Origin of the sequence: Protaetiibacter larvae (genome assembly GCF_008365275.1) — a bacterium.
Taxonomy (GTDB): Bacteria; Actinomycetota; Actinomycetes; order Actinomycetales; family Microbacteriaceae; genus Homoserinibacter; species Homoserinibacter larvae.
The window spans coordinates 2,120,526-2,141,775 of record NZ_CP043504.1; the positions used below are offsets into that span (position 1 = coordinate 2,120,526).

At 71.7% G+C, this 21,250-nt stretch carries 21 protein-coding genes; 5 read left to right on the top strand and 16 right to left on the bottom strand.

The features are described from left to right. Nucleotides 1-106: 106 nt before the first annotated feature. From FLP23_RS10000 to FLP23_RS10050, 11 genes are all read right to left on the bottom strand, one after another. Nucleotides 107-964: an aldehyde dehydrogenase family protein gene (locus FLP23_RS10000; protein WP_149325727.1), complete on the bottom strand. Its 858-nt coding sequence runs from the start codon at nucleotides 962-964 to the stop codon at nucleotides 107-109. Continuing rightward, entirely contained in the window at nucleotides 961-2,469 is a 1,509-nt protein-coding gene (locus FLP23_RS10005) for an aldehyde dehydrogenase family protein (protein ID WP_149325728.1), read from the bottom strand. The genes FLP23_RS10000 and FLP23_RS10005 overlap by 4 nt, the downstream gene beginning before the upstream one ends. Nucleotides 2,470-2,480: 11 nt before the next feature. Continuing rightward, entirely contained in the window at nucleotides 2,481-3,491 is a 1,011-nt protein-coding gene (gene deoC, locus FLP23_RS10010) for a deoxyribose-phosphate aldolase (protein WP_149325729.1), read from the bottom strand. Beyond that, nucleotides 3,488-4,426 (bottom strand): sugar-binding transcriptional regulator, encoded by a 939-nt coding sequence (locus FLP23_RS10015; protein ID WP_246139959.1) that lies wholly within the window; start codon nucleotides 4,424-4,426, stop codon nucleotides 3,488-3,490. The genes deoC and FLP23_RS10015 overlap by 4 nt, the downstream gene beginning before the upstream one ends. Nucleotides 4,427-4,517: 91 nt before the next feature. After that, nucleotides 4,518-4,958 carry an SRPBCC family protein gene (locus tag FLP23_RS10020; protein ID WP_149325730.1) on the bottom strand — a complete coding sequence of 147 codons (441 nt, stop codon included), beginning with the start codon at nucleotides 4,956-4,958 and terminating at the stop codon, nucleotides 4,518-4,520. Nucleotides 4,959-5,028: 70 nt separating this feature from the next. Next, nucleotides 5,029-6,321 (bottom strand): MFS transporter, encoded by a 1,293-nt coding sequence (locus FLP23_RS10025; protein ID WP_149325731.1) that lies wholly within the window; start codon nucleotides 6,319-6,321, stop codon nucleotides 5,029-5,031. Continuing rightward, entirely contained in the window at nucleotides 6,318-7,280 is a 963-nt protein-coding gene (locus FLP23_RS10030) for a bifunctional riboflavin kinase/FAD synthetase (protein WP_149325732.1), read from the bottom strand. Before FLP23_RS10030 ends, FLP23_RS10025 begins: the two co-directional genes overlap by 4 nt. Beyond that, nucleotides 7,280-7,735: a hypothetical protein gene (locus tag FLP23_RS10035; RefSeq protein WP_149325733.1), complete on the bottom strand. Its 456-nt coding sequence runs from the start codon at nucleotides 7,733-7,735 to the stop codon at nucleotides 7,280-7,282. Before FLP23_RS10035 ends, FLP23_RS10030 begins: the two co-directional genes overlap by 1 nt. Nucleotides 7,736-7,767: 32 nt before the next feature. Next, a complete protein-coding gene (locus FLP23_RS10040) occupies nucleotides 7,768-8,136 on the bottom strand; it encodes a hypothetical protein (protein ID WP_149325734.1) in 369 nt (122 codons plus the stop codon). Continuing rightward, complete coding sequence (gene truB / locus FLP23_RS10045) at nucleotides 8,133-9,047, bottom strand: tRNA pseudouridine(55) synthase TruB (RefSeq protein ID WP_149325735.1); 915 nt, start codon at nucleotides 9,045-9,047, stop codon at nucleotides 8,133-8,135. The genes FLP23_RS10040 and truB overlap by 4 nt, the downstream gene beginning before the upstream one ends. Continuing rightward, the gene (locus FLP23_RS10050) at nucleotides 9,044-9,670 is read right to left on the bottom strand and encodes a TetR/AcrR family transcriptional regulator (RefSeq protein ID WP_168200426.1); all 627 of its coding nucleotides are present in this window, start codon (nucleotides 9,668-9,670) and stop codon (nucleotides 9,044-9,046) included. Before FLP23_RS10050 ends, truB begins: the two co-directional genes overlap by 4 nt. Before the next feature lie 92 nt (nucleotides 9,671-9,762). On the opposite strand from FLP23_RS10050, the gene FLP23_RS10055 reads away from it, so the two are divergent. Both FLP23_RS10055 and FLP23_RS10060 read left to right on the top strand, forming a co-directional pair. Beyond that, complete coding sequence (locus tag FLP23_RS10055; protein ID WP_149325737.1) at nucleotides 9,763-11,277, top strand: MFS transporter; 1,515 nt, start codon at nucleotides 9,763-9,765, stop codon at nucleotides 11,275-11,277. 9 nt (nucleotides 11,278-11,286) lie between these two features. After that, nucleotides 11,287-12,282: a ketopantoate reductase family protein gene (locus FLP23_RS10060; protein WP_149325738.1), complete on the top strand. Its 996-nt coding sequence runs from the start codon at nucleotides 11,287-11,289 to the stop codon at nucleotides 12,280-12,282. A gap of 18 nt (nucleotides 12,283-12,300) precedes the next feature. On the opposite strand, the gene FLP23_RS12300 is transcribed toward FLP23_RS10060, so the two are convergent. Next, nucleotides 12,301-12,969 carry a nucleoside/nucleotide kinase family protein gene (locus FLP23_RS12300; RefSeq protein ID WP_168200427.1) on the bottom strand — a complete coding sequence of 223 codons (669 nt, stop codon included), beginning with the start codon at nucleotides 12,967-12,969 and terminating at the stop codon, nucleotides 12,301-12,303. A 22-nt stretch (nucleotides 12,970-12,991) separates the two neighbouring features. Here FLP23_RS12300 and FLP23_RS10075 point away from each other — a divergent pair, with 22 nt between their 5' ends. The 3 genes from FLP23_RS10075 (at nucleotide 12,992) to FLP23_RS10085 (ending at nucleotide 16,452) form a co-directional block, all read left to right on the top strand. Further along, a complete protein-coding gene (locus tag FLP23_RS10075) occupies nucleotides 12,992-13,879 on the top strand; it encodes an HhH-GPD family protein (RefSeq protein WP_425468251.1) in 888 nt (295 codons plus the stop codon). A 102-nt stretch (nucleotides 13,880-13,981) separates the two neighbouring features. Beyond that, the gene (locus tag FLP23_RS10080) at nucleotides 13,982-14,845 is read left to right on the top strand and encodes an Fpg/Nei family DNA glycosylase (protein ID WP_149325741.1); all 864 of its coding nucleotides are present in this window, start codon (nucleotides 13,982-13,984) and stop codon (nucleotides 14,843-14,845) included. Nucleotides 14,846-14,928: 83 nt separating this feature from the next. Beyond that, nucleotides 14,929-16,452: an RNA-directed DNA polymerase gene (locus FLP23_RS10085; RefSeq protein WP_246140124.1), complete on the top strand. Its 1,524-nt coding sequence runs from the start codon at nucleotides 14,929-14,931 to the stop codon at nucleotides 16,450-16,452. Nucleotides 16,453-16,461: 9 nt separating this feature from the next. Here the strand turns inward: FLP23_RS10085 and FLP23_RS10090 are convergent, their stop codons facing one another. The 4 genes from FLP23_RS10090 to infB form a co-directional block, all read right to left on the bottom strand. After that, entirely contained in the window at nucleotides 16,462-17,511 is a 1,050-nt protein-coding gene (locus FLP23_RS10090; RefSeq protein WP_210413846.1) for an LLM class flavin-dependent oxidoreductase, read from the bottom strand. Between the two features lie 57 nt (nucleotides 17,512-17,568). Next, nucleotides 17,569-18,066, bottom strand: a complete 498-nt coding sequence (locus tag FLP23_RS10095; RefSeq protein ID WP_149325744.1) for a GNAT family N-acetyltransferase — start codon at nucleotides 18,064-18,066, stop codon at nucleotides 17,569-17,571. After that, complete coding sequence (gene rbfA, locus FLP23_RS10100) at nucleotides 18,050-18,496, bottom strand: 30S ribosome-binding factor RbfA (RefSeq protein WP_149325745.1); 447 nt, start codon at nucleotides 18,494-18,496, stop codon at nucleotides 18,050-18,052. The genes FLP23_RS10095 and rbfA overlap by 17 nt, the downstream gene beginning before the upstream one ends. Before the next feature lie 61 nt (nucleotides 18,497-18,557). Then, a complete protein-coding gene (gene infB, locus FLP23_RS10105; protein ID WP_210413848.1) occupies nucleotides 18,558-21,248 on the bottom strand; it encodes a translation initiation factor IF-2 in 2,691 nt (896 codons plus the stop codon). Between the last annotated feature and the right edge of the window lie 2 nt (nucleotides 21,249-21,250).

The window sequence follows — 21,250 nt, forward strand, 5'->3', positions numbered from 1 at the left end:
CGCCCGTTACCGTTTTGTTACACGGCGCGGCTGGAGCTGCGACCTCACAGCGGGAGGCGTTTCTCCCGCCGCCGGGTCGCGGCTCCAGCCGCGCCATGAGCCAGCGTCACAGGAGCGACTTGGTGTGCCAGACGGTCTTCGTCTCGGTGAAGGCGAGGATGCGGTCGAGGCTGCGAGCGGGCACCCCCGGCTCGGGGCGGAGGACGCGCTTCAGGGTGTCGGCCGCAGCGATCTCGAGCTCGACCCAGTCGAGCCCGCCCGCTCCCACGAGGTCGAGTGCGTTGACATCGGCGTGAGAGGCGATCCAGGGAACGATCTCGGCCGGCGAACCCGTGAGCACGTTCACGACACCGCCGGGCAGGTCGCTCGTCGCGAGCACCTCGGCGAGGCTGATCGCCGAAAGCGGGTGCGCCTCGTCGGCCACCACGACCACGGTGTTCCCCGCGACCAGCGCGGGCGCGACGGCACGCACGAGGCCGAGCAGACTCGCACCGCCCTGCGGAGCCACGATCGCCACGACCCCCGTGTGCTCGGGCACCGAGAGGTTGAAGTACGGGCCGGCGACCGGGTTCCCGGCACCCGCCACCTGGGTGAACTTGTCCGTCCAGCCCGCGTACCAGACCCAGCTGTCGATCGCCTCGTCGACCTGGCGTCCGGCATCCGCCGCCGACACTCCCTCGGAGGCGACCAGCTCGGCGACGAACTGGGCCCGACGGCCCTCGAGCACCTCTGCCACCCGGTAGAGCACCTGGCCGCGGTTGTAGGCGGTGGCCCCCGCCCAGCCGGAGACCGCGGAACGCGCGGCGACCACGGCGTCACGGGCGTCCTTGCGACTCGCCTGCGCGGCGTTCGCGAGGAAGGCGCCGTCGGCACCGGTCACCTCGTAGCTGCGCCCCGACTCGCTGCGCGGGAACGCGCCGCCGATGAAGAGCTTGTAGGTCTTGGGGATGCCGAGGCGGGTCACTGGTCCGCTCCCTTGGTCTCGATACGCGGCTGCGCCGCTACTCGACCGGCGGGGGCGAGGTAGGCGGTGAGGCCGTGGCGGCCGCCCTCGCGCCCGTAGCCGGACTCCTGGTAGCCGCCGAAGGGGCTCGTGGGGTCGAAGCGGTTGAAGGTGTTGGCCCACACGACGCCCGCGCGCAGCTTGTCGGCCACTGCGAGGATCTTCGCCCCCTTGTCGCTCCAGATGCCCGCCGAGAGCCCGTACGGGGTGTTGTTGGCCTTCGCGATCGCCTCGGCGGGGGTGCGGAAGGTGAGCACCGAGAGCACGGGCCCGAAGATCTCCTCCCGGGCGATCGTCGAGGAGGTCGTGACGCCCGTGAAGATGGTCGGCGCGAACCAGAAGCCGTTCTCGGGGAGCTCGCACGGCGCGCTCCAGCGTTCCGCCCCCTCCGCCTCGCCGATGTCGCTCAGCGCCCGGATGCGGTCGAGCTGCTCGCGGGAGTTGATCGCCCCGATGTCGGTGTTCTTGTCGAGCGGATCGCCCAGCCGCAGCGTCGTAAGGCGCTGCTTCAGCCGATCCACCACCTCGTCGTGGATCGACTCCTGCACGAGCAGGCGGCTGCCCGCGCAGCACACGTGCCCCTGGTTGAAGAAGATGCCGTTGACGATGCCCTCGATCGCCTGGTCGATCGGCGCATCGTCGAAGACGATGTTGGCGGCCTTGCCGCCGAGCTCGAGCGTCGCCTTCTTGCGGGTGCCCGCGACGGCGCGCGCGATCTCGCGCCCGACGGCCGTCGAGCCCGTGAAGGCGACCTTGTCGACATCCGGATGCCGCACGAGGGCCTGGCCGGTCTCCCCCGCACCCGTCACGATGTTGACGACCCCGGGCGGGAGGTCGGCCTGCTGCAGGATCTCGGCGAACAGCAGCGCCGTGAGCGGTGTGGTCTCGGCGGGCTTGAGCACGACCGTGTTGCCGGCGGCGAGGGCGGGCGCGATCTTCCAGGCGAGCATGAGCAGCGGGAAGTTCCACGGGATGATCTGCGCCGCCACTCCGAGCGGCTGCGGGTTCGCGCCGAGGCCCGCGTAGTCGAGCTTGTCGGCCCAGCCCGCGTAGGAGAAGAACCAGGCCGCGACGAGCGGCACGTCGACATCCCGGCTCTCCTTGATGGGCTTGCCGTTGTCGAGGCTCTCGGCGACCGCGAGCTCGCGGGCACGCTCCTGCACGAGCCGCGCGATGCGGAACAGGTACTTGCCGCGATCGGAGCCGGAGAGCTTCGACCACACCGTGTCGTAGGCGCGGCGCGCGGCGGCCACCGCGAGGTCGACGTCGGCGGCGGAGCCGTTCGCGATCTCGGCGATGGGCTTCTCGGTGGCGGGCGAGATCGTCGTGAACGATCCGCCGCTGCCCTCGCGGAACTCGCCGTCGATGAAGAGACCGTAGGAGGGCTTCAGGTGCAGCAACGACGTCGATTCGGGCGCCGGGGCGTAGTCGAGGAAGCCGCGGCCGGTGGGCTGGATGTCCTTCATGTCGTGCGTCCTCAGTCGATCGTGACGTAGTCGGGGCCGGAGTAGTGGCCGGTGCGGAGCTTCTGGCGCTGCAGGAGCACGTCGTTGAGCAGGCTCGAGGCGCCGAAGCGGAACAGGTGCGGCTGCAGCCACTGCTCGCCGACCGTCTCGGCGACGGTCACGAGGTACTTGACGGCGTCCTTCGAGCTGCGGATGCCGCCCGCGGGCTTGACCCCCACGTACTCCCCCGTGAGCCGGTGCCAGTCGCGCACCGCCTCGAGCATGAGCAGCGTCACCGGCAGCGTCGCAGCGGGCGCGACCTTGCCGGTGGAGGTCTTGATGAAGTCGCCTCCCGCGAGGATCGCGAGCCAGGATGCCCGGCGCACGTTGTCGTAGCCGTACAGCTCGCCCGTCTCGAGGATCACCTTGAGGCTCGCGAAGCTGCCGTCGTCGCGGCGACAGGCCTCCTTGACGGCCACGATCTGCTCGAAGACGGTGCCGTAGTCGCCCGCGAGGAACGCCCCGCGGTCGATGACCATGTCGATCTCGTCGGCGCCCGCCGCAACGGCATCGCGCGTGTCGGCGAGCTTGACCGCGAGCGAGGCGCGCCCGGAGGGGAAGGCGGTCGCGACGGCGGCGACCGAGACGAGGCCGTCGTCCGGGTCGCCGTGGGCGGCGCCGAGCGCCTCGACCGCCGCCGGCACCATGTCGCCGTAGACGCACACCGCCGCCACCCGCGGGGTGGTGGGGTCCGAGGCGTCCGGGGTGAGCGCCTTCGCGACGAGCGAGCGCACCTTGCCGGGCGTGTCGGCGCCTTCGAGGGTGGTGAGGTCGATGAGCTCGATGATGCGATCGAGCGCCCACGCCTTGGAGCTCGTCTTGATCGAGCGGGTGCCGAGGGCTGCTGCGCGCTGCTCGAGGCCCACGGCATCCACCCCGCTCAGACCGTCGAGATACTGCCGCAGGCCGCGTTCCGTGAGGTCGCCGCCCAGCAGCCGCACGGCGCGCTCGGCGGGTGCCAGAGCCGTGGATGGGATGCTCATGAGTCCTCCAGGAGTGCGCGAGCGGTCGATTCGTCGGTGATGAGCACGGTGCACAGGCCGCTCAGCACGACCGCCCGCGCGATGTCGTGCTTGGCCTGACCCGCGACCACGAAGATCGCCGTGGATGCGGCGCGCAGGTGGTCGAGTCCCAGTCCCAGTGTGCGCTCGTCGAGCGCCGGATCCACGATGTTGCCGTTGGCGTCGATGTAGCGCCCCACGACATCGCCGATGGCCCCCTTGCGGGCGAGCTCCTCGACGTCCTCGGCGCGCAGGTAGCCGCTCTCCACGAGCGCGGAATGCTCGTCGCCGACGCCCGCGCTGTAGAGGTAGGCGTGGGCGGATGCCGCCCGCTCGAGCACCGCCGCGACGGTGCGATCCGACTCGATGGCCTGCTTGGTGGACAGCCGTTCGAGGATGGCGGGGCTCGGCAGCAGCACCACCTGGCCGCGCCCGCGGTGGGCGATCGTGGAGGCGAGCGTCGCGGCCGTGCCGGGGCGCCGGTTGAGGCTCACCCCGCCGTTGATCTGCACGACCGTGACCCCGGTGGCCCACCCGTCGGGGATCCGTTCGGCCACCTCGGTGAGGGTGCGACCCCAGCTCACCCCGAGCACCCGCGGCACGGGCCGCAGGCTGGTGAGGAAGTCGGCCGCGGCCTGCGCGACACGCGCGGTCACGCCGAGCTCGCCCTCGGGGGTGGGCACGACGACGGCGTCGACGAGACCGAAGCGCTCGCGCAACTGCCGCTCGACGGTCAGGCGACGCGCGCGCGGATGCACGATCTCGATGCGCACGATGCCCCGCTCGCGCGCCTCGGCGAGCAGGCGGCCCGCCTTCCAGCGCGAGATGCCGAGCAGTCCGCCGATCTCGTCCTGCGTCTTGTTCTCGTCGTAGTAGAGCTCGGCGACGCGCACCGCGAGCAGTTCCTCGTCCATCATCTCCTCGCCTCGACGCTACCCGGACGCGTCCGACGGCACCACCATCTGCGGGTGGGCGTGCTCAGATGAGCAGCCGCGGGCGCGATCGGCCTCAGCGCGCGCCGCGATGCGCGGCCTCGAGCCGCGCCGTCGCGTCCTCCGCGCGATGAGCCTCGGACCAGTGCGCCCAGTCGACCGGATGACCCCGCAGCACCGACTCCAGCTGGTCGAGTCGCAACGACCACAGCCGCGAGCGGTCGGCGAGCCGCCCCCACTCGTCGGACGCCTCGAGCACCAGGCGGGTGCGGGTGCCGCGCGTGCCCCCGGGACGTGCCTCCAACTCGATCCGCAGCTCCCCGAACGCCCGGGAGCTCACCTGCAGCACGGCGGGGAGCTCCGGGGTGTCGGGCTCGGCGAAGACGACCGGGACGGTGCCCGTGACGAGACGCTCGCTCGGGTGCAGCCAGCCCTCGACGAGCACGGGGTCGACGAGGGCCTCCCACACGATCTCGCGCGGGAGGTCGATCTCGCGTTCGAGTCGCAGCGCCTCCACCGCTCCCACGCTACGCCGAGCGTCCACTCGGGGACGGTCCCCCCGCCGCAACTCGAGCGACGCGCCCGGCTCAGATCTCGGAGTCGACCGTGCGCCCCCGGGCGAGCAGCGCGGCGACCGGAAGCACCAGGACGACGACCACGAGCAGGAAGACGAGCGGCACCGTCCATCCGCCACTCGCGTCATGCAGCATCCCGACCACGAACGGACCGACCGCACCCAGCAGATAGCCGATCGTCTGCACGAAGCCGGAGAGCGCGACCGTCGTCTCGGGGCTCGACGAGCGCAGGTTGATGAGCACGAGCGCGAGCGGGAACAGCAGCGGACCGGAGCCGGCGCTCGCCACCCAGAGCGCCGTGGCCGTACCCGGCACCAGCAGCAGCCCCAGATAGCCGACCACGAAGAACGCCCCGCCCAGCAGCGCGAGCCACGCGGCGCTGCGCGGGAACCGCGCCGCCACCACCGGCACGATCAGTCCGGCCGGGAAGCCCATGAAGGCATACAGCGCGAGCAGGGCACCCGCCGCCGCGTCGTCGGCACCCGCGTGCTCCACGAGCAGCTTCGGCAGCCAGGCGAAGCACGCGTAGGCCGCCAGGCTCGAGCTGCCGAACATGACCGCGATCGCCCAGGCGGTGGGCGATCGCAGCATCCGCGCCCCGACACGCGCGCGGGGCGCCGGATGCGACTCGACGGCCGCCTCCGTCGCGGCGGCCTGCGCGTCGCCCAGCTCGATCGCCCCCAGTTCGATCGGACCGGTGCGCACCTCGTCGCCCGGCGCGACGACCGGCACCGGGCGGCGCTCGAGGAGCACGGCGACCCACGGGATCGCGGCGACCGCGCTCACGAGCACCCACATCGCGAGCGACAGGCGCCACCCGACGGCATCCGCCACGGGCACCGCGATGAGCGCAGGAACCGCCGTCGAGATCGACAGCAGGGTCGCGTAGAGCGAGGTCACGAGGCCCACGCGGTCGGGGAAGTAGCGTCGCACGACGGGCGGCAGCAGCACGTTGCCGACACCCACCCCGAGCAGCGTCACGACGCTCGCGAGGGTCAGGACGGTCGACTCCGGCGCGACCGCGCGACCCAGATGGCCGAGGACCATGGCGGCGAGCGCCGCGAGCAGCCCCCGCTCGAGGCCCAGACGCCGGGCCACCCACGGCGCGAGCAGCCCGCTCGCCGCGAACGCGAGCGGCGGCGCTGCGCCGATGATGCCGAGCACGAGCGGCCCGAGCACGATGTCGTCGTCGATGCGGTCGAGGATCGGCGAGAGCGCCGCGACCGGGGTGCGCAGGCTCAGGGCGACGAGCAGGATGCCGACCAGTGCGAGGGAGCGGCCCGCCCAGAGCGGGCGCACGGTCACCCGCGCTCCGCGAGGATCCGGCGCGCCTCGTCCGCGTCGCGGCGAATCGCGGCGATGAGCTCGTCGAGCGAGTCGAACTTCTCCATGCCGCGCACGAAGTCCACGAACGCGAGCTCGATCGTGCGGCCGTAGAGATCCAGCTCGACGTCCAGCAGGTGCGCCTCGGCCTGATGCTGCGGGACGCCGTCGAAGGTCGGATTGTTGCCGATCGACACCGCGGCCGGATACCGCACCCCGTCGACGGTCGCCCAGGCGGCGTACACCCCGTCGGCCGGCAGGAAGCCCTCGAGCCGCACGGGGTCGAGGTTGGCGGTCGGGTAGCCGAGCTCGCGCCCGCGCCGCTCCCCCGCGACGACGACCGAGCGCACGGACGGCAGCCGCCCGAGCACCCGGGCGCCCTCCGCGACGCGTCCCGCTTCGAGCGCCTCGCGCACCCACGTCGAGGAGGCGCGACGCTCGGTCGGCTCGCCGGGGCGCTCCTCCCCCGCGCGCACGTCGTCGATGAGCACCACGTCGAAGCCGCTCGCCTCGCCGAGCAGGCGCAGCAGCGCCACATCGCCCGCGCCCTTGCGCCCGAACCGGAAGTCGCTGCCCGCGAGCACAACCCGCGCGCGCAGGGCATCCACGATCACGCGGCGCACGAACTCCTCGGGCTCGAGATCGGCGAGCTGCTGATCGAACGCGAGCATGAGGGTCGCGTCGACGCCGGCGTCCTCGAGCAGTTCGCGCTTCTGCGCGTTGCTCACGAGCGGCGAGGGGCAGAACGCGGGCGCCAGCAACGACAGCGGATGCCGGTCGAAGGTCACGACAGCCGTGACGAGCCCGCGTTCGGCCGCCACGGCGGCGAGCCGCGCGAGCACCATCCGGTGACCGGTGTGCACCCCGTCGAACTTGCCGATCGTGACGGCGCTCGGACCGAAGCCTCCGGGCACGGCCTCGAGGGAGTCGAAGAACTCCATCAGGCGCTCGCGGTCACCCGCGCGCGGCGACGCAGCCACAGGATGCCGAGCACGGGCAGCACGAGCGGCACGAAGAGGTAGCCCGCACCGAAGGCGCTCCACACCGTGGCCTCGCGACCGAAGGGGTTGGAGTCCTCGAGACCGAGCACACCGGGCGCCACGAGCGAGAGGGTGCCGATCACGAGCACACCCGCGAGCTCGAAGCTGATGGTGACCCAGGCGAGGCGGTCCCAGCCCAGGGCGAGCGAGAGCGTCGCGAGCACGTACACGATGGCGGCGACCCCGGAGAGCGTGAAGGCGATGGGCGCCTCGGCGAAGCGGTCGATGATCTGGAAGACCGAGCGGCCGAGGGCGGCGATCGCGAGGATCGCGTAGACGGCGACGAGCACGCGCCCGATGCCGGATGCTCGGGAACGCGGCGCTCGGGAACGGGACGAACGGGTCTGGGCGGACATCCCGTCCAGACTATCCCTCCCCGTGCCGCGGCTCAGGCGAGTTGCACGTTCCAGATCTGCTCCATGCGCCACAGCATCACGGCGATGGCGAAGGCGGCCGCCCCGAGCACGACGTTCGACCAGCGGGTGCGCTCCACGAGCCCCCACACGATCGCGAGCGGCGGGATGACGAGGGCGGAGATCAGGTACGCCCAGAACTCGACGGGGTTGCCGGTGGGCGGGTTGCCGGCCGCCGGCGCGACGATCGCCACCACCGCCTGGGCGACGAGCAGCAGCTCGACCGCCGCGAGCGAGAGCACCGTGAGGTCATTGGGCTTACGGCCGATGAGCCCCAGCACCACGGCGAGCAGACCGACGAGGCAGGCGAGCACCAGCTGGACGATCGTGAACGGCAGGATCACGGCAGCACCTCCGCGGTCGGAAGACCGAGCAGCACGCGCGCGCGCTCGGCACGGATCTCGACGAGGGCCGCGAGGCGCCCCTCGGGGGTCAGCGCGGCCGCGACCTCGGCGTCGGGCGCGTCGATCGCCACGCGCTTGCCGTGCGCGAGGTCGCGGGTGGTGTCGCCGTCGAGGCGGACGACCGGGAACAGTCGCGCCGCGACGTCGGCCGGATCGAGCAGCACCTCGGCCGCGGGGAAGCGCGCGACCGCATCCGGATCGGCGCGCGGATCCGGCAGCTCCACGGCATCCGCGACCGCGAAGGGCCCCACGCGGGTGCGCCGCAGCGCCGTGAGGTGGCCCCCCACGCCGAGCCCCGCACCGAGGTCGCGCGCGAGGGAGCGGATGTAGGTGCCCGAACTGCACTCCACCCGCACCTCGAGGTCGATGACCGCGCCCTCGCGCCGCGTCGCGAGCAGTTCGAAGGTGCGGATGACCACGGGCCGCGCCGCCAGGGTCACCTCGTGACCTGCGCGGGCCAGATCGTAGGCGCGTCGGCCGTCGACCTTGATGGCGCTGAAGCTGCTCGGGATCTGCTCGAGCGGGCCCGTGAGCGCGGCGATGCCGGCGGCGATCGCGGCATCCCCGACGCCTCTCGCGTCGGCTCGCGACACGATCTCGCCGTCGGCGTCGTCGGTGTCGGTCGCGGCCCCCAGCCGGATGGTCGCCGTGTACTCCTTGTCGAGCCCCACGAGATAGCTCAGCAGCCGCGTCGCGCTCTCGACGCCCAGCAGCAGCAGCCCGGTCGCCATCGGATCGAGGGTGCCGGCGTGCCCGACCTTGCGCGTGCCCAGCAGGCGCCGGGCGCGCGCGACGACGTCGTGGCTCGTGATGCCGGACGGCTTGTCGACGAGCAGCAGTCCGCTCGTCACGACTCGCGGTTCCGCAGTTCGAGCAGCAGGGGGAGCTTGGTGGGCAGCACCTGGTCGAGCAGTTCGCGCGAGACCGGGTCGCTCTCGTAGTCGTCGGCCATCCGCAGTCCCACCACGGTGTTGAGCAGCATGCCGTTGGCGAGGAACTCGCGGATGTCGTCGGGCGCGAGCCCGACCTCGTCGCGCAGGAAGACATGCACGCGACGCAGCCCGCCTCGGGCGGCGGGACCCACGACCGGGTCGGAGCCCAGCAGGAACGCCTGCATGAGGCACAGCAGCAGTCCGCGGTCGGCGAGCAGGTCGACGTAGTGCCGGGCGACGCAGCCCGCGAGCTCGTGCGGGCCGAGCTGGGCGTCCGATCCCGCGGCCTCGTCGAGCGCCGCGCGGAACGAGCCGAGGATGCGCTCGAGCGCGCGGTCGACGACCTCGAGGAACAGCGCCTCCTTGCTGCCGAAGATGCGCACGACGTAGGGCTGGCTGACGCCCGCCGCGCGGGCGATCACGTCGGTGGTCGCACCGTGGTAGCCGCGCTCGCCGAAGACCGCGGTGGCCGCCTCCAGGATGAGCAGTCGGCGATCCTCGGACCGCATCCGGGTCGCCGGCTCGGGCGCCGTCGTCGTCATGCTTGACATGTTATCAATCGATTACTAGTCTCGCACGTTGTAATCATTCGATTACCACTTTCATGCATCCGCCGCCGACCATCGGAGCAATCATGACCACCTCCCCCACTCCCGAGGCCTCGACCCGCCCGCCGCGACGGATCCCGTTCGGGCTCGTCGTGCTCGCCACCGCCCTGCCCATGTTCATGGCGACGCTCGACAACCTCGTGATGACCAACGCGCTCCCCGCGATCCGCCTCGACCTCGGTGCGAGCATCGAAGAGCTGCAGTGGTTCATGAACGCCTACACGCTCGCCTTCGCGAGCTTCATCCTCATGACCGTCGCCCTCGGCGATCGATTCGGGCGCCGCACCTTCTTCGTGGGCGGCATCCTGCTGTTCACCCTCGCCTCCGCGGCGGCGGCGCTCGCGACCGACCCCGCGCAGCTCATCGTCGCCCGTGCGGTGCAGGGGCTCGGCGGCGCCGCGATCATGCCGCTCTCGCTCTCGCTGCTGGCCGGATCCGTGCCGGATCGCCGCCGGCCCCTCGCGATCGGCATCTGGGGCGGCATCTCCGGCATCGCCGTCGCCACGGGACCGCTCGTCGGCGGCGCCGTCGTCGACGGCTGGAACTGGAACGCCATCTTCTGGCTCAACGTGCCGATCGGCGTGATCGCCGTGCCGCTCGCGCTCGCGCTGCTGCCCAACGCCTTCGGCGAGAAGCTGCGCGCCGACCTGCTGGGCCTCGTGCTCGCGGGGCTGGGTGTGCTGGGCCTCGTCTGGGGCATCGTGCGCGGCAACGACGCGGGCTGGGACAGCCCCGAGGTGCTGCTCGGGCTCATCGGCGGCGGCATCCTGCTCGTGCTGTTCGTCGTATGGGAGTCGCGCACCACCGCGCCCCTGCTGCCGCTGCGGCTGTTCCGCGACCGATCGTTCAGCGTGGCGAACGCGGTCGGACTCGGCTTCGGATTCGGGATGTTCGGCTCGGTGTTCATCCTCATCCAGTTCCTGCAGATCGTGCAGGGCTACTCGGCACTCGAAGCCGGCGTGCTCACGATGCCGTGGACGCTCGCGCCCATGGTCGTCGCCCCGCTCGCGGGAGCCTTCTCGCCGCGCATCGGCACGCGGAACCTCATCGTTGCGGGACTCGTCGCCCAGGCGACCGCGCTGTTCTGGCTCGCCATGACGATGACCGCCGAGGTGGCCTACGCCGAGCTCGTCGGACCGTTCATCCTCGCCGGCATCGGGATGGGGCTCGTGTTCGCGCCGTCGTCGACCGCGGTGCTCGCCCGCATCGCACCCGTCGACACGGCGAAGGCCTCGGGGGCCAACTCGACCATCCGCGAGATCGGCGTCGCCCTCGGCGTGGCGGTGCTCACCGCCGTCTTCACCGGCGCCGGAGGCCAGCTCACCCCCACGGGCTACGTGGATGCGGCGATCCCCGCCATCCTCACGGGGGCCGCCGTGATCGCGGTCACCGCGGTCGTCGCGATCCTGCTGCCCGCGGGACGCCTCGCCCGCCCTCGCCGGCAGAGCGCGGCCGCCGGGCACGAGGAAGCCGGGCACGAGGATGCCGTGATCGGGGAGGCTGTGGTCGCGGAGGCTGTGGTCGCGGAGGCCGGCGCCTAGGCTCGGTGCATGCGGATCGGCGTGATCGGGGCAGGCGCGGTGGGCGGAACGCTCGCCGCCCTGCTCGCCTCCGCGGGGCACGAGGTCGAGGTGACCGCCCGCGGCGCGCAGCTCGACGCGATCCGCGCGGGCGGCCTGCGGCTCGACGGCGGCTGGGGTGAGCACCTCGCGCGGCTCACCGCGAACGCCACGCTCGCCGAGACGCCGGAACTCGTGGTGCTCGCGACGAAGGCCCAGGATGCCGCGACCGCGCTCGCCGCGAACGCCACCCGCATCGGCAGCACGCCCATCCTCGTGGTGCAGAACGGCCTCGGCGGGCTCCGCGTCGCCCACGAGGAGGCGCCCGACTCCCCCCTGCTCGGCGGGCTCGCGCTCTTCGCCGCCTCCTACCTCGAGCCGGGTCACGTGACCGTGACCGCGGCGCTGCCCGTCATCGTGGGCGCGGGGCCGGGCGCCGACCGTGCGCAGCTCGAGAGTCTCGCGGCCGTCCTCGCCGAGGCCGTGCCGATCGAGGTGACGGACGACATCACGGGCGCGCAGTGGACGAAGCTGCTCATCAACCACGTCAACGCGCTCCCGGCGATCACGGGCCTGAGCGTGCAGGAGGTCGTCGCCGACCGGGGACTTCGGCGCATCATGACCGCGAGCATGCGCGAGACGGTACGGATCGCCCGGCGCATCGGGGTGCGCTTCGGCCGGGTGCAGGGCGTCTCCGGCAGCCTGCTCGGGCTCGTCGGCGCGCTGCCCCTCGTGCTCGGCCAGCAGTTCCCCCGGCTGCTCGCCCGCCGGATGGGGGCCGTTCCGAACCCGGGGTCGACGCTGCAGAGCATCCGCCGTGGGCAGCTGACCGAGATCGACTACCTCAACGGCGCCGTGGTCGCCGCGGCCGCCGAGCACGGCCTCACGGCGCCCGTCAACGCGGCGATCGTCGCGCTCGTGCACGAGGTGGAGCGGGCGGGGACCTTCCTCTCCCCCACCGAGGTCGCCTCGCGCATCATCCTGTAGCGGCCACCGGTTCCCCGCTCAGCAGGAGTCGGCGAACACCCGCCGCGGATGGGCGTGATCCGTGTTGTCGATGATCGCCGTCGCCGCCTGCCTCGGGTGCGCGTCGCGCTCGTACAGCTCCTGCGCGCCCGCGTAGCGCGCCGCGAGCTCGGGGCTCGGCTCGCTGCCATCGCGCACGCGCATCCGCTCCGCCCGCACCTCGGGGTCGGCGTCGAGCCAGAGCGTGTAGTTCCAGACGCCGCGCAACTCGGGCCGGTTGAGGAACACACCATCGACCACGAGGAACAGGTCGGCGGGCCCGGTGCGCCACTTCGGCTCCACCGGCACATCCCGGACGTAGTCGTAGGCGGCGGTGACGAAGGCCGCCGACCCCGCCATCCGGAACGGCTCGATGAGCACCCGGCGGAAGACGTCGTAGCGGTACCCCTCACGGTAGCAGCCCTCGGCCGAGTACCGTCCCCGCCGGTACCGCTCCGCCGCGGAAGCGTGGAAGTCGTCGATCGAGGCCCGCACGACCGCATCGCCGCGCCGCTCGAACTCGCGGGCGAGATCGTCCGCGAACACCGTCTTCCCCGCGCCGTCGGGCCCGTCGACGCCGATCGCGATGCGACCGCGGCGATAGTTCTGCAGGATCTCGTCGACGAGCGAGGCGATCACGTCCCGCCGCTCCGGTGCCCAACGCGCCATGCCGTCAGCCTAATCTGGCAGGGTGCGCGAAGGTCGGGATGCCGGGATCGGCGCCCGCGTCGCCGCCTGGTTCGCCGCGGGGCACCGCCCGCTCCCGTGGCGTGCGCCCGGGTTCCCCGCCTGGGGTGTGCTCGTCTCCGAGTTCATGCTGCAGCAGACGCCCGTCGCGCGGGTGATCCCGCGGCTCGAGCTCTGGCTCGAGCGCTGGCCGACCCCCGCGGCGCTCGCGGCCGTGCCGAGTGGCGAGGCGGTGCGCGCCTGGGATCGGCTCGGCTACCCGCGCCGGGCCCTCAATCTGCACGCGGCGGCCGTCGCGATCACCGAACACCACGCCGGCGTCGTGCCCGCGGAGGTCGACGCGCTGCTCGCGCTGCCCGGGGTCGGTCCGTACACGGCTCGGGCGGTCGCGGCGTTCGCCTACGGCATCCGGGTTCCCGTGGTGGATGTCAATGTGCGTCGGGTGCTCGCGCGGGCGGTGCGCGGGGTGGCTGAGCCCGGGCCGGCGCGGGTCGCCGAGGAGCTCGCCCTCATGGAGTCCCTCCTGCCGGTCGAGCCGGCGGCGGCGAGGCTCGCCAACGCCGGGATGATGGAGCTCGGCCAAGTGGTGTGCACGGCCCGCACGCCCGACTGCGATGCGTGCCCGATCGCCGACGCCTGCGCCTGGCGCGCCGCAGGCTACCCGAGCTACGACGGTCCGGCGGCCCCGAAGCAGAAGCCCTACGCGGGATCCGACCGCGAGGTGCGCGGACGCATCCTGCGCGAGCTGCGCGCGAGCGAGCTGCCCGTGCCCGCCGCGCGCGTCGCGGAGCTGTGGCCGGATGCCGCCCAGCGCGAGCGCGCCCTCGCGGGCCTGCTCCGCGACGGTCTCCTCGTGGAGGAATCCGGCGCCTACGCCCTGCCGTCCCAGTAGGCGGTGGTGCGGTTTCGGCTGGCTGGCGCGGTTTCGCCGGTGCCAACCAGCCGAAACCGCACCACCTACCCGCGGATCGGCGCACTGCGGCACACTGTTCGGATGCCGGAGCTTCCCGAGGTGACCGCCCTCGCGGCCGATCTCGACGCGCGCCTGCGCGGGCGCGAGATCGCACGGATGCAGCTGCTGGCATTCCCGGCGCTCAAGAGCTACGACCCGCCGCTCGAAGCGCTCGGCGGGCAACGAGTCGTCTCGGTGACCCGCCGCGGCAAGTTCCTCGACCTCGCCACCGACGGCGGCCTGCACCTCGTGATGCACCTCGCCCGCGCGGGATGGATCCGCTGGCGCGCCGAGGCGCCGAAGAGCTCCGGGCGTCCCGGCTCGGGGCCGCTCGCGGCGCGGCTCGAGCTCGACGACGGCAGCGGCTTCGACGTGACCGAGGCGGGCACCCGGAAGAGCCTCGCCATCCACGTGGTGCGGGACCCGGGCGAGGTTCCCGGCATCCAGCGCCTCGGCCCCGATCCGCTCGACGACGCCTTCACGCTCGACGCCTTCCGTCGCATCCTCGCCGCCCGCGGCCGCGCCCAGCTGAAGGGGGTGCTGTGCGATCAATCGGTCATCGCCGGGATCGGCAACGCCTACTCGGACGAGATCCTGCACCTCGCGAAGATGTCGCCGTTCACGCCCGCGGCGATGAGCGAGGAGCGCTCCGCCGTGCTCTACGCGGCCCTGCGCACGACCCTCGCAGATGCCGTGGCGCGCGCCGAGAGGGTGCCGGCGTCGGAGCTCAAGGCCGAGAAGAAGTCGACGCTGCGGGTGCACGGCCGCTTCGGCGAGCCGTGCCCGGTGTGCGGCGACCGCATCCAGCAGGTGATCTACGCCGATCGCACCTTCCAGTACTGCCCCGGCTGTCAGACGGGCGGCAAGAAGCTCTCGGATCGGGTGCTGGACCGCCTGCTGAAGTAGCGGACGCTAGAGTTCAGGCGACGTCACCATCGAGTGGAGGCCCGATGCCCGCGCTTGGCCTCGATCTGGAACTCGGCGCGAAAATGGTCGACGGAGAGAAGTACGGGGATTGGTACCGCGATCCCTGGGGTTGGCCAGAGGCTTCGCCACAATTCGTGTCGACGCTACAACCGAGGGATCTCGGGGTCCTAAAGACCGCCGGTAGATTCGGAACCACATGGCCCGCGTTCCACGCGTTCAGCTTCCCAAAGTCATATGTAGGTGTACGCCCAGCAGTTGTGCTGGATGCGGCTAGCAGGATTGCATACACATCCGCAGCTGTCGCGATTGCTCCGCGCCTCCACAACAACCTGCCTGATTGGGTTTATGGTTGGCGCCTGCGAGACGGAGTGTTCTCTGCATCCGCTGCAGAGTGGAGCCTCTATCAGGCCAGCCAGGCTCCAATCGCCACGTCACCGTTCGCTGCGCAAACGGACATCACATCCTTCTTCGCGACGGTGGACGTCCAGCTGCTGATTCGATCGCTCACCGACAGTGGCATAGCTGGCGCGCCGCTAGGGGTCATCGAAGACGTCTTGAACTCTCACTGCCGATTGTCCACCCGCAGTGGCTTGACCCAACGCAGCATTGCATCGTCGATGCTTGCGAACATCGCGCTTCGTGACATCGACGACCTTCTTCTGGCGGCAATTGACGAGGGTCGGCTCACCGGCGCTCGTCGGTGGATGGACGACATCAGCTTCGAAGGCTCTGAAGCCGCGCTATACCGAACCCTGGTGCAGCTTCAGGAATTCGGCCGCCAGTTCGGGCTCGAGATCAACACATCGAAAACTAAGGTGACGACCGGATCTGAAAGCGCGGCCGCGCTTCAGCTTGAGGCACAAAGGCTAATCCTGGTTACCCGAGATGAAGCTGCGTTCTCGGACGACTATCCGGACGCGTTCTCCACCGTTATCGACGCATCAGAACTCGAAGACGCGGAGGATCGACTGTTGGCCGCCCCAAGAGATTCGAGCCGAACCCTGGCAGGCCTCGTCCTCAAGAGCCTGCGTCACTTCGAGAGGTTCGATCGGATCGACGAATGGCTCGGAGCAGCCCGATACTTGCCTCACGCCGCCGACCACCTGAGCCGATTCATCTCGAGAGCGCACTACTGCGCGCGGCTGCCTCTCGACCCGAGTAGTTGGTTCGTGCGCGAGCAAGAGCGCAACTGGCCGTACCTGGAGTGGACTTCAGCTCAACACGCCCTCGCCCTACCTTCCGACGTGCTGTCCCCCGACGCACGCCAAGTCCTCATGGGGTGGCTCGCGTCGAGTCAAAGCCTGCAGCAGGTCGCGGTGGCCGTTCAACGCCTGGGCTCTGCCCCGACCAGTTCAGTGCGCACTGCGATTGCAAACCGGATCGACACAACAAGCGATCCGCTGGTGTTGAGAGTGCTCGCGCTCGGACTTTGGCAGGCTGGTGGTTCCCGCGATCGTGTGGACGCCGCGTTGCGGCGGCATCCGTCGAACACACTCATCCTCAACTACTTGAATGCCAATCGGTGGCACCTTCCGCGGGTGCAGGAAGATTTCGATCCCTCACAGGCATCTGGGGACGCGGCATAGGCGAACAGCTCAGGCGAGCAGCCGCTCCGCGAGCAGCTCGAGTGTGCGCTCGCGTCCCGGCACGCGGTCGAGCGGCTCGCTCTCGCGCGCGCCCGCTCCCGGCGACACCATCACCTCGTCCACCCCGAACTGCTCCGCGAGCCGCCGCACCCGTGCCGCTGCTTCATCCGCGGCATCGATGATCCAGCGCTCGCGCATGAGGTCGATCACGTGCCGGGAGGCCACGTCGAGCTCCTCCCGCGCGGCCGCCTCGACCGTGTCGAGCACCCGCAGGGGCTTCCCGGTGCGCATCCGCGCCATGTTCTGCAGCGCGGGCTGCGCGCGGGCCTCCGCCTCCGAGGCCGTGTCCGCGGCCACCACGTTGAGGGTGAGGAAGGTGCGCGGGGCATCGAGCGCCTCGGATGCCCGGAACTCGCGACGGTAGATCTCGAGCGCGCGCTCGGTGCCCTCACCCGAGAAGTGGTGGGCGAACACGTACGGCAGGCCCAGCCTGGCCGCGAGGTGCGCGGAGTAGTCGCTCGACCCGAGCAGCCACATGGTGGGCGTGCTCGCGGCGGCGGGGGTGGCCTTCACCTCGTACTCGCGCAGTCCGTCGGCCGTGTCGAGCGACAGCACCGCACCCTCGCCGACGATCGCCTCGATGTCGCGCAGATTCGCCTCGAAGCGATCCACCTCGCTCGTCGGCCCGCTCGAGCGCAGCAGCGCGGTGATGACCGGATCGGATCCCGGGGCACGCCCGACGCCCAGGTCGATGCGTCCCGGCGCGAGCGCCTCGAGCGCGGCGAACTGCTCGGCCACCGTGAACGGCGCGTGATTCGGCAGCATGACGCCGCCCGAGCCGACACGGATGCGGGAGGTCGACGCCGCGACCGCGGCGATGAGCACGGGAGGCGCGGTGGATGCCACCGCCGGCATGTTGTGGTGCTCGGCGAACCAGTAGCGCGTGCAGCCGAGCTCGTCCGCGCGGCGCGCGAGCGCGATCGAGGCGGCGACCGCCTGCGCGGAGCTCTGCCCCGCGCGAACCGGGACGAGATCGAGGACGGAGAGCGCGAGGGTCACCCTGGGCGCAACGCGCCGGACGCCGTCCCGATTCCCGGCGATCTCGGCACCGCGCGCTCAGCGCACGAGGCGGACCGCGGGCAGCGGGTGCCCGAGCAGGTGGTGCACGTCGTTCACGCCGTCGGGGTGGAAGCCGTTGCGCGCGTAGAAGGCCCGTGCTCGGGGGTTGTCGTCGGCTACCCAGAGGTAGGCCGGCCGGTCCGCGATCGCGGCATCGAGCAGCGCCTGGCCGGTCCCCGTGCCGTACTCGCTCGCCAGGACGTAGATGCCTTCGAGCTCGGCATCCCTCGGACGGTCCTCATCGCGGCCCGCGCTCGCCGAACACCACCCGACGATCTCGCCACCCCGCTCGGCGACGTGCACGGAGGTCACGTCGTCGTCGATGATCGACGCCCAGCGCGTGGCGAAGGCGTCCTCGTCGAGCACGTCGAGCGCCCCCTCGGGCAGCAGCCGCGTGTAGGTCTCCCGCCACGCGGTGTGATGCACGCGCGTGATCCCGTGCGCGTCCGCCACCACCGCGGCCCGCACCGCCGCGGGCTCAGGCCTCGTCGTCATCCTCGTCGCGCTCACGCGGCTTGACGTACGGATCCTCGTCGCCCGCGTAGGCGGCGTTCGCGGCGAGGGCTGCGGCCTCCCGGTCGCGCTCCGCCGCCTCGCGCAGCAGCGAGTCGATCGCCGCCGCGTTCTCGGGCACCGCATCCGCGATGAACTCGAGGCTCGGGGTGAGCCGCAGGCTGAGGTTCCGGCCCACCTCGGTGCGCAGCAGCCCGGTCGCCGCGGTCAGCGCGGCAGCCGAGTCGGCGCGTTCCTCGTCGGAGCCGTACACGGTGTAGAAGACGCTCGCGTGCTGGAGGTCGCCCGTCACGCGCACATCCGTGATCGTCACGAAACCCAGCCGCGGATCGCGGATCCCGCGCTCCAGCCGCTGCGCGATGATCTCGCGGATGCGATCGGCGACCTTCGCCGCCCGGGGGTTCTCGCCCATGAGTCTCTCCTCTCGAGAGTCGACGGTGGTGCCGGAGCGTCGCCCCGGCACCACCCGATGACTAGCCGCGCGGCTTCTCGACCAGCTCGATCGTCTCGATCTCGTCGCCGATCTGGATGTCGTTGAACTTGCCGAGGCCGATACCGGCTTCGAAGTCGGTCTTGACCTCGGTGACGTCGTCCTTGAAGCGACGCAGCGACTCGATGGCGAGCCCGTCGGCGAGCACCACGCCCTCGCGGATGACGCGCGCCTTCGCGTTGCGCGTGATCGTGCCGGAGCGGACGATGACACCGGCGATGTTGCCGAACTTCGAGGAGCGGAACACCTCGCGGATCTCGGCGACACCCGACTGCACCTCTTCGAACTCGGGCTTGAGCATGCCCTTGAGGGACTGCTCGATGTCGTCGAGTGCCGAGTAGATGACCGAGTAGAAGCGGATGTCGATGCCCTCGCGAGCGGCCCGCTCGCGCGCCTTCACGTCGGGGCGCACGTTGAAGCCGATGACGATCGCGTTGTCGATGGTGGCGAGATCCACATCCGACTCGGTGATCGCGCCCACACCGCGGTGGAGGATGCGCAGCTGAACCGAGTCGTCGACCTCGATCTTGAGCAGCGACTCCTCGAGCGCCTCGACGGCACCGGAGACGTCGCCCTTGATGATGAGGTTGAGCGAGTCGACCTTGCCCTCTTCGAGCGCGCGGGTGAAGTCCTCGAGCGAGATGCGCTTGCGGGCCTTGGCCAGCTGGGCGTTGCGCTCGACGGCTTCGCGCTTCTCGGCGATCTGGCGGGCCGTGCGGTCCTCCTCGGTGACGAGGAAGGTGTCGCCGGCGCGAGGCACCGACGAGAGGCCCTGCACCTGCACGGGACGCGACGGCCAGGCCTCCTCGACCGGGTCGCCGTTCTCGTCGTGCATCGCGCGCACGCGACCGTAGGCGGTGCCCGCGACGATCGCGTCGCCGACGCGCAGCGTTCCGGACTGGATGAGCACGGTCGCGACCGCACCGCGGCCCTTGTCGAGCTTGGCTTCGATCGCCACACCGCGCGCATCCTTGTTGGGGTTCGCGCGCAGGTCGAGACCGGCATCCGCGGTGAGGAGCACCGCATCCAGCAGCTCGTTGATGCCGATGTTGTTCAGCGCCGAGACGTCGATGAACATCGTCTCGCCGCCGTACTCCTCGGCGACCAGCCCGAACTCGGTCAGCTGCTGACGCACCTTGGCGGGGTTGGCGCCCGGCTTGTCGATCTTGTTGACCGCGACCACGATCGGCACGTTCGCCGCCTGGGCGTGGTTCAGGGCCTCCACCGTCTGCGGCATGATGCCGTCGTCGGCGGCGACCACGAGGATCGCGATGTCGGTCACCTGGGCACCGCGGGCACGCATGGCGGTGAACGCCTCGTGACCCGGGGTGTCGATGAAGGTGATCGCGCGCTCCAGCCCCTCGTGCTCGGTCCACACCTGGTAGGCGCCGATGTGCTGGGTGATGCCGCCGGCCTCGCCCGCGACCACGTTGGCCTTGCGGATGGCGTCCAGCAGCTTGGTCTTTCCGTGGTCGACGTGACCCATGACGGTGACGACGGGGGGACGGATCTCGAGATCCTCGTCGTCCTCGTCCTCGAGCTCCTGCGCGAGGTCGAGACCGAAGCCCTCGAGGAGCTCCTTGTCCTCGTCCTCCGGGCTCACGACCTGGATGTTGTAGCCGAGCTCCTCGCCGAGGATCTTGAAGGTCGCCTCGTCGAGCGACTCGGTCGCAGTGGCCATCTCGCCCAGGTGGAAAAGGGCGGTGACGAGCGCCCCCGGCTGCACGGTGAATCCGGTCAGCGTCTCGAGCTTGTCGGCGAGGTCGCTGATGGACGCACCCCGGCGCAGCCGGATGACGGCCTTGCCGTCGCCGCGGGGGACGCTGACGCCGCCGAGCTGCGGGGCATCCCGCATCTCGAATTCGGCGCGCTTCGTGCGCTTCGACTTGCGGGCACGCGACTTGCCGCCGCCCTTGCCGAAGGCACCCGCGGTGCCGCCGCCGGGACCGCGGCCACGGCCGCCGCCCCCACCGGGACGACCGGCGAAGCCGCCGCCCGTTCCGGCACCGGGACCGCCGCCGGGGCGCTGGAAGCCGCCGCCCGCACCACCGGGACGACCGGGGCCGCCGGGACGCTGCTGGAACGGCGCACCGGGACGGCCGGGGCCGCCCGGACGCGGCGCACCGGGACGCGGAGCACCGGGACGCGGGGCCGCGGGGCGCGGGATGGCGCCGCCGCCCGGACGCGGCATGCCCTGCGTCGAGGAGAAGGGGTTGTTGCCGGGACGCGGGGCACCGGGACGCTGCATGCCCTGGCTCGGCGCGTAGGGGTTGTTGCCGGGACGCGGGGCACCGGGGCGCGGGCCTGCAGCGGCACCGGGGCGCGGGGCTGCGGGGGCGCCGGGGCTCGCCGCGGCGGGACGCTCCGCGGCGGCGGGACGCTCCGCGGGGGCGGCTGCGGGCGCGGCCTCGGGGCTCGGCGCGGCGGCCGGGGCCGGCGCCGGGGCGGGCTTGGCGGCGGAGGGGCGCGGGGCGGGCTTCGCGGCGGGCGCCGGGGACGCGGGTGCCGCCACACCCTCGGCCTGCAGTGCCGCCTTGAGGCGACGCGCGACCGGGGGCGCGATGGAGGAGGACGCGCTCTTCACGAACTCGCCCATGTCCTTGAGCTTCTCAAGGGCGATCTTGCTGTCGATGCCGAGTTCGTTCGCGATCTCGTGCACGCGGGGGTTGGCCACAA

Excerpts from the sequence above, each read along its gene's own strand:
- FLP23_RS10050 (WP_168200426.1), bottom strand. The coding sequence starts at position 9,670 with ATGACGACGACGGCGCCCGAGCCGGCGACCCGGATGCGGTCCGAGGAT.
- FLP23_RS10005 (WP_149325728.1), bottom strand. The coding sequence starts at position 2,469 with ATGAAGGACATCCAGCCCACCGGCCGCGGCTTCCTCGACTACGCCCCG.
- FLP23_RS10060 (WP_149325738.1), top strand. The coding sequence starts at position 11,287 with ATGCGGATCGGCGTGATCGGGGCAGGCGCGGTGGGCGGAACGCTCGCC.
- rbfA (WP_149325745.1), bottom strand. The coding sequence starts at position 18,496 with ATGGGCGAGAACCCCCGGGCGGCGAAGGTCGCCGATCGCATCCGCGAG.
- FLP23_RS10035 (WP_149325733.1), bottom strand. The coding sequence starts at position 7,735 with ATGTCCGCCCAGACCCGTTCGTCCCGTTCCCGAGCGCCGCGTTCCCGA.
- FLP23_RS10095 (WP_149325744.1), bottom strand. The coding sequence starts at position 18,066 with ATGACGACGAGGCCTGAGCCCGCGGCGGTGCGGGCCGCGGTGGTGGCG.
- FLP23_RS10015 (WP_246139959.1), bottom strand. The coding sequence starts at position 4,426 with ATGATGGACGAGGAACTGCTCGCGGTGCGCGTCGCCGAGCTCTACTAC.
- FLP23_RS10030 (WP_149325732.1), bottom strand. The coding sequence starts at position 7,280 with ATGGAGTTCTTCGACTCCCTCGAGGCCGTGCCCGGAGGCTTCGGTCCG.
- FLP23_RS10085 (WP_246140124.1), top strand. The coding sequence starts at position 14,929 with ATGGTCGACGGAGAGAAGTACGGGGATTGGTACCGCGATCCCTGGGGT.
- FLP23_RS10080 (WP_149325741.1), top strand. The coding sequence starts at position 13,982 with ATGCCGGAGCTTCCCGAGGTGACCGCCCTCGCGGCCGATCTCGACGCG.
- FLP23_RS10055 (WP_149325737.1), top strand. The coding sequence starts at position 9,763 with ATGACCACCTCCCCCACTCCCGAGGCCTCGACCCGCCCGCCGCGACGG.
- FLP23_RS12300 (WP_168200427.1), bottom strand. The coding sequence starts at position 12,969 with ATGGCGCGTTGGGCACCGGAGCGGCGGGACGTGATCGCCTCGCTCGTC.
- deoC (WP_149325729.1), bottom strand. The coding sequence starts at position 3,491 with ATGAGCATCCCATCCACGGCTCTGGCACCCGCCGAGCGCGCCGTGCGG.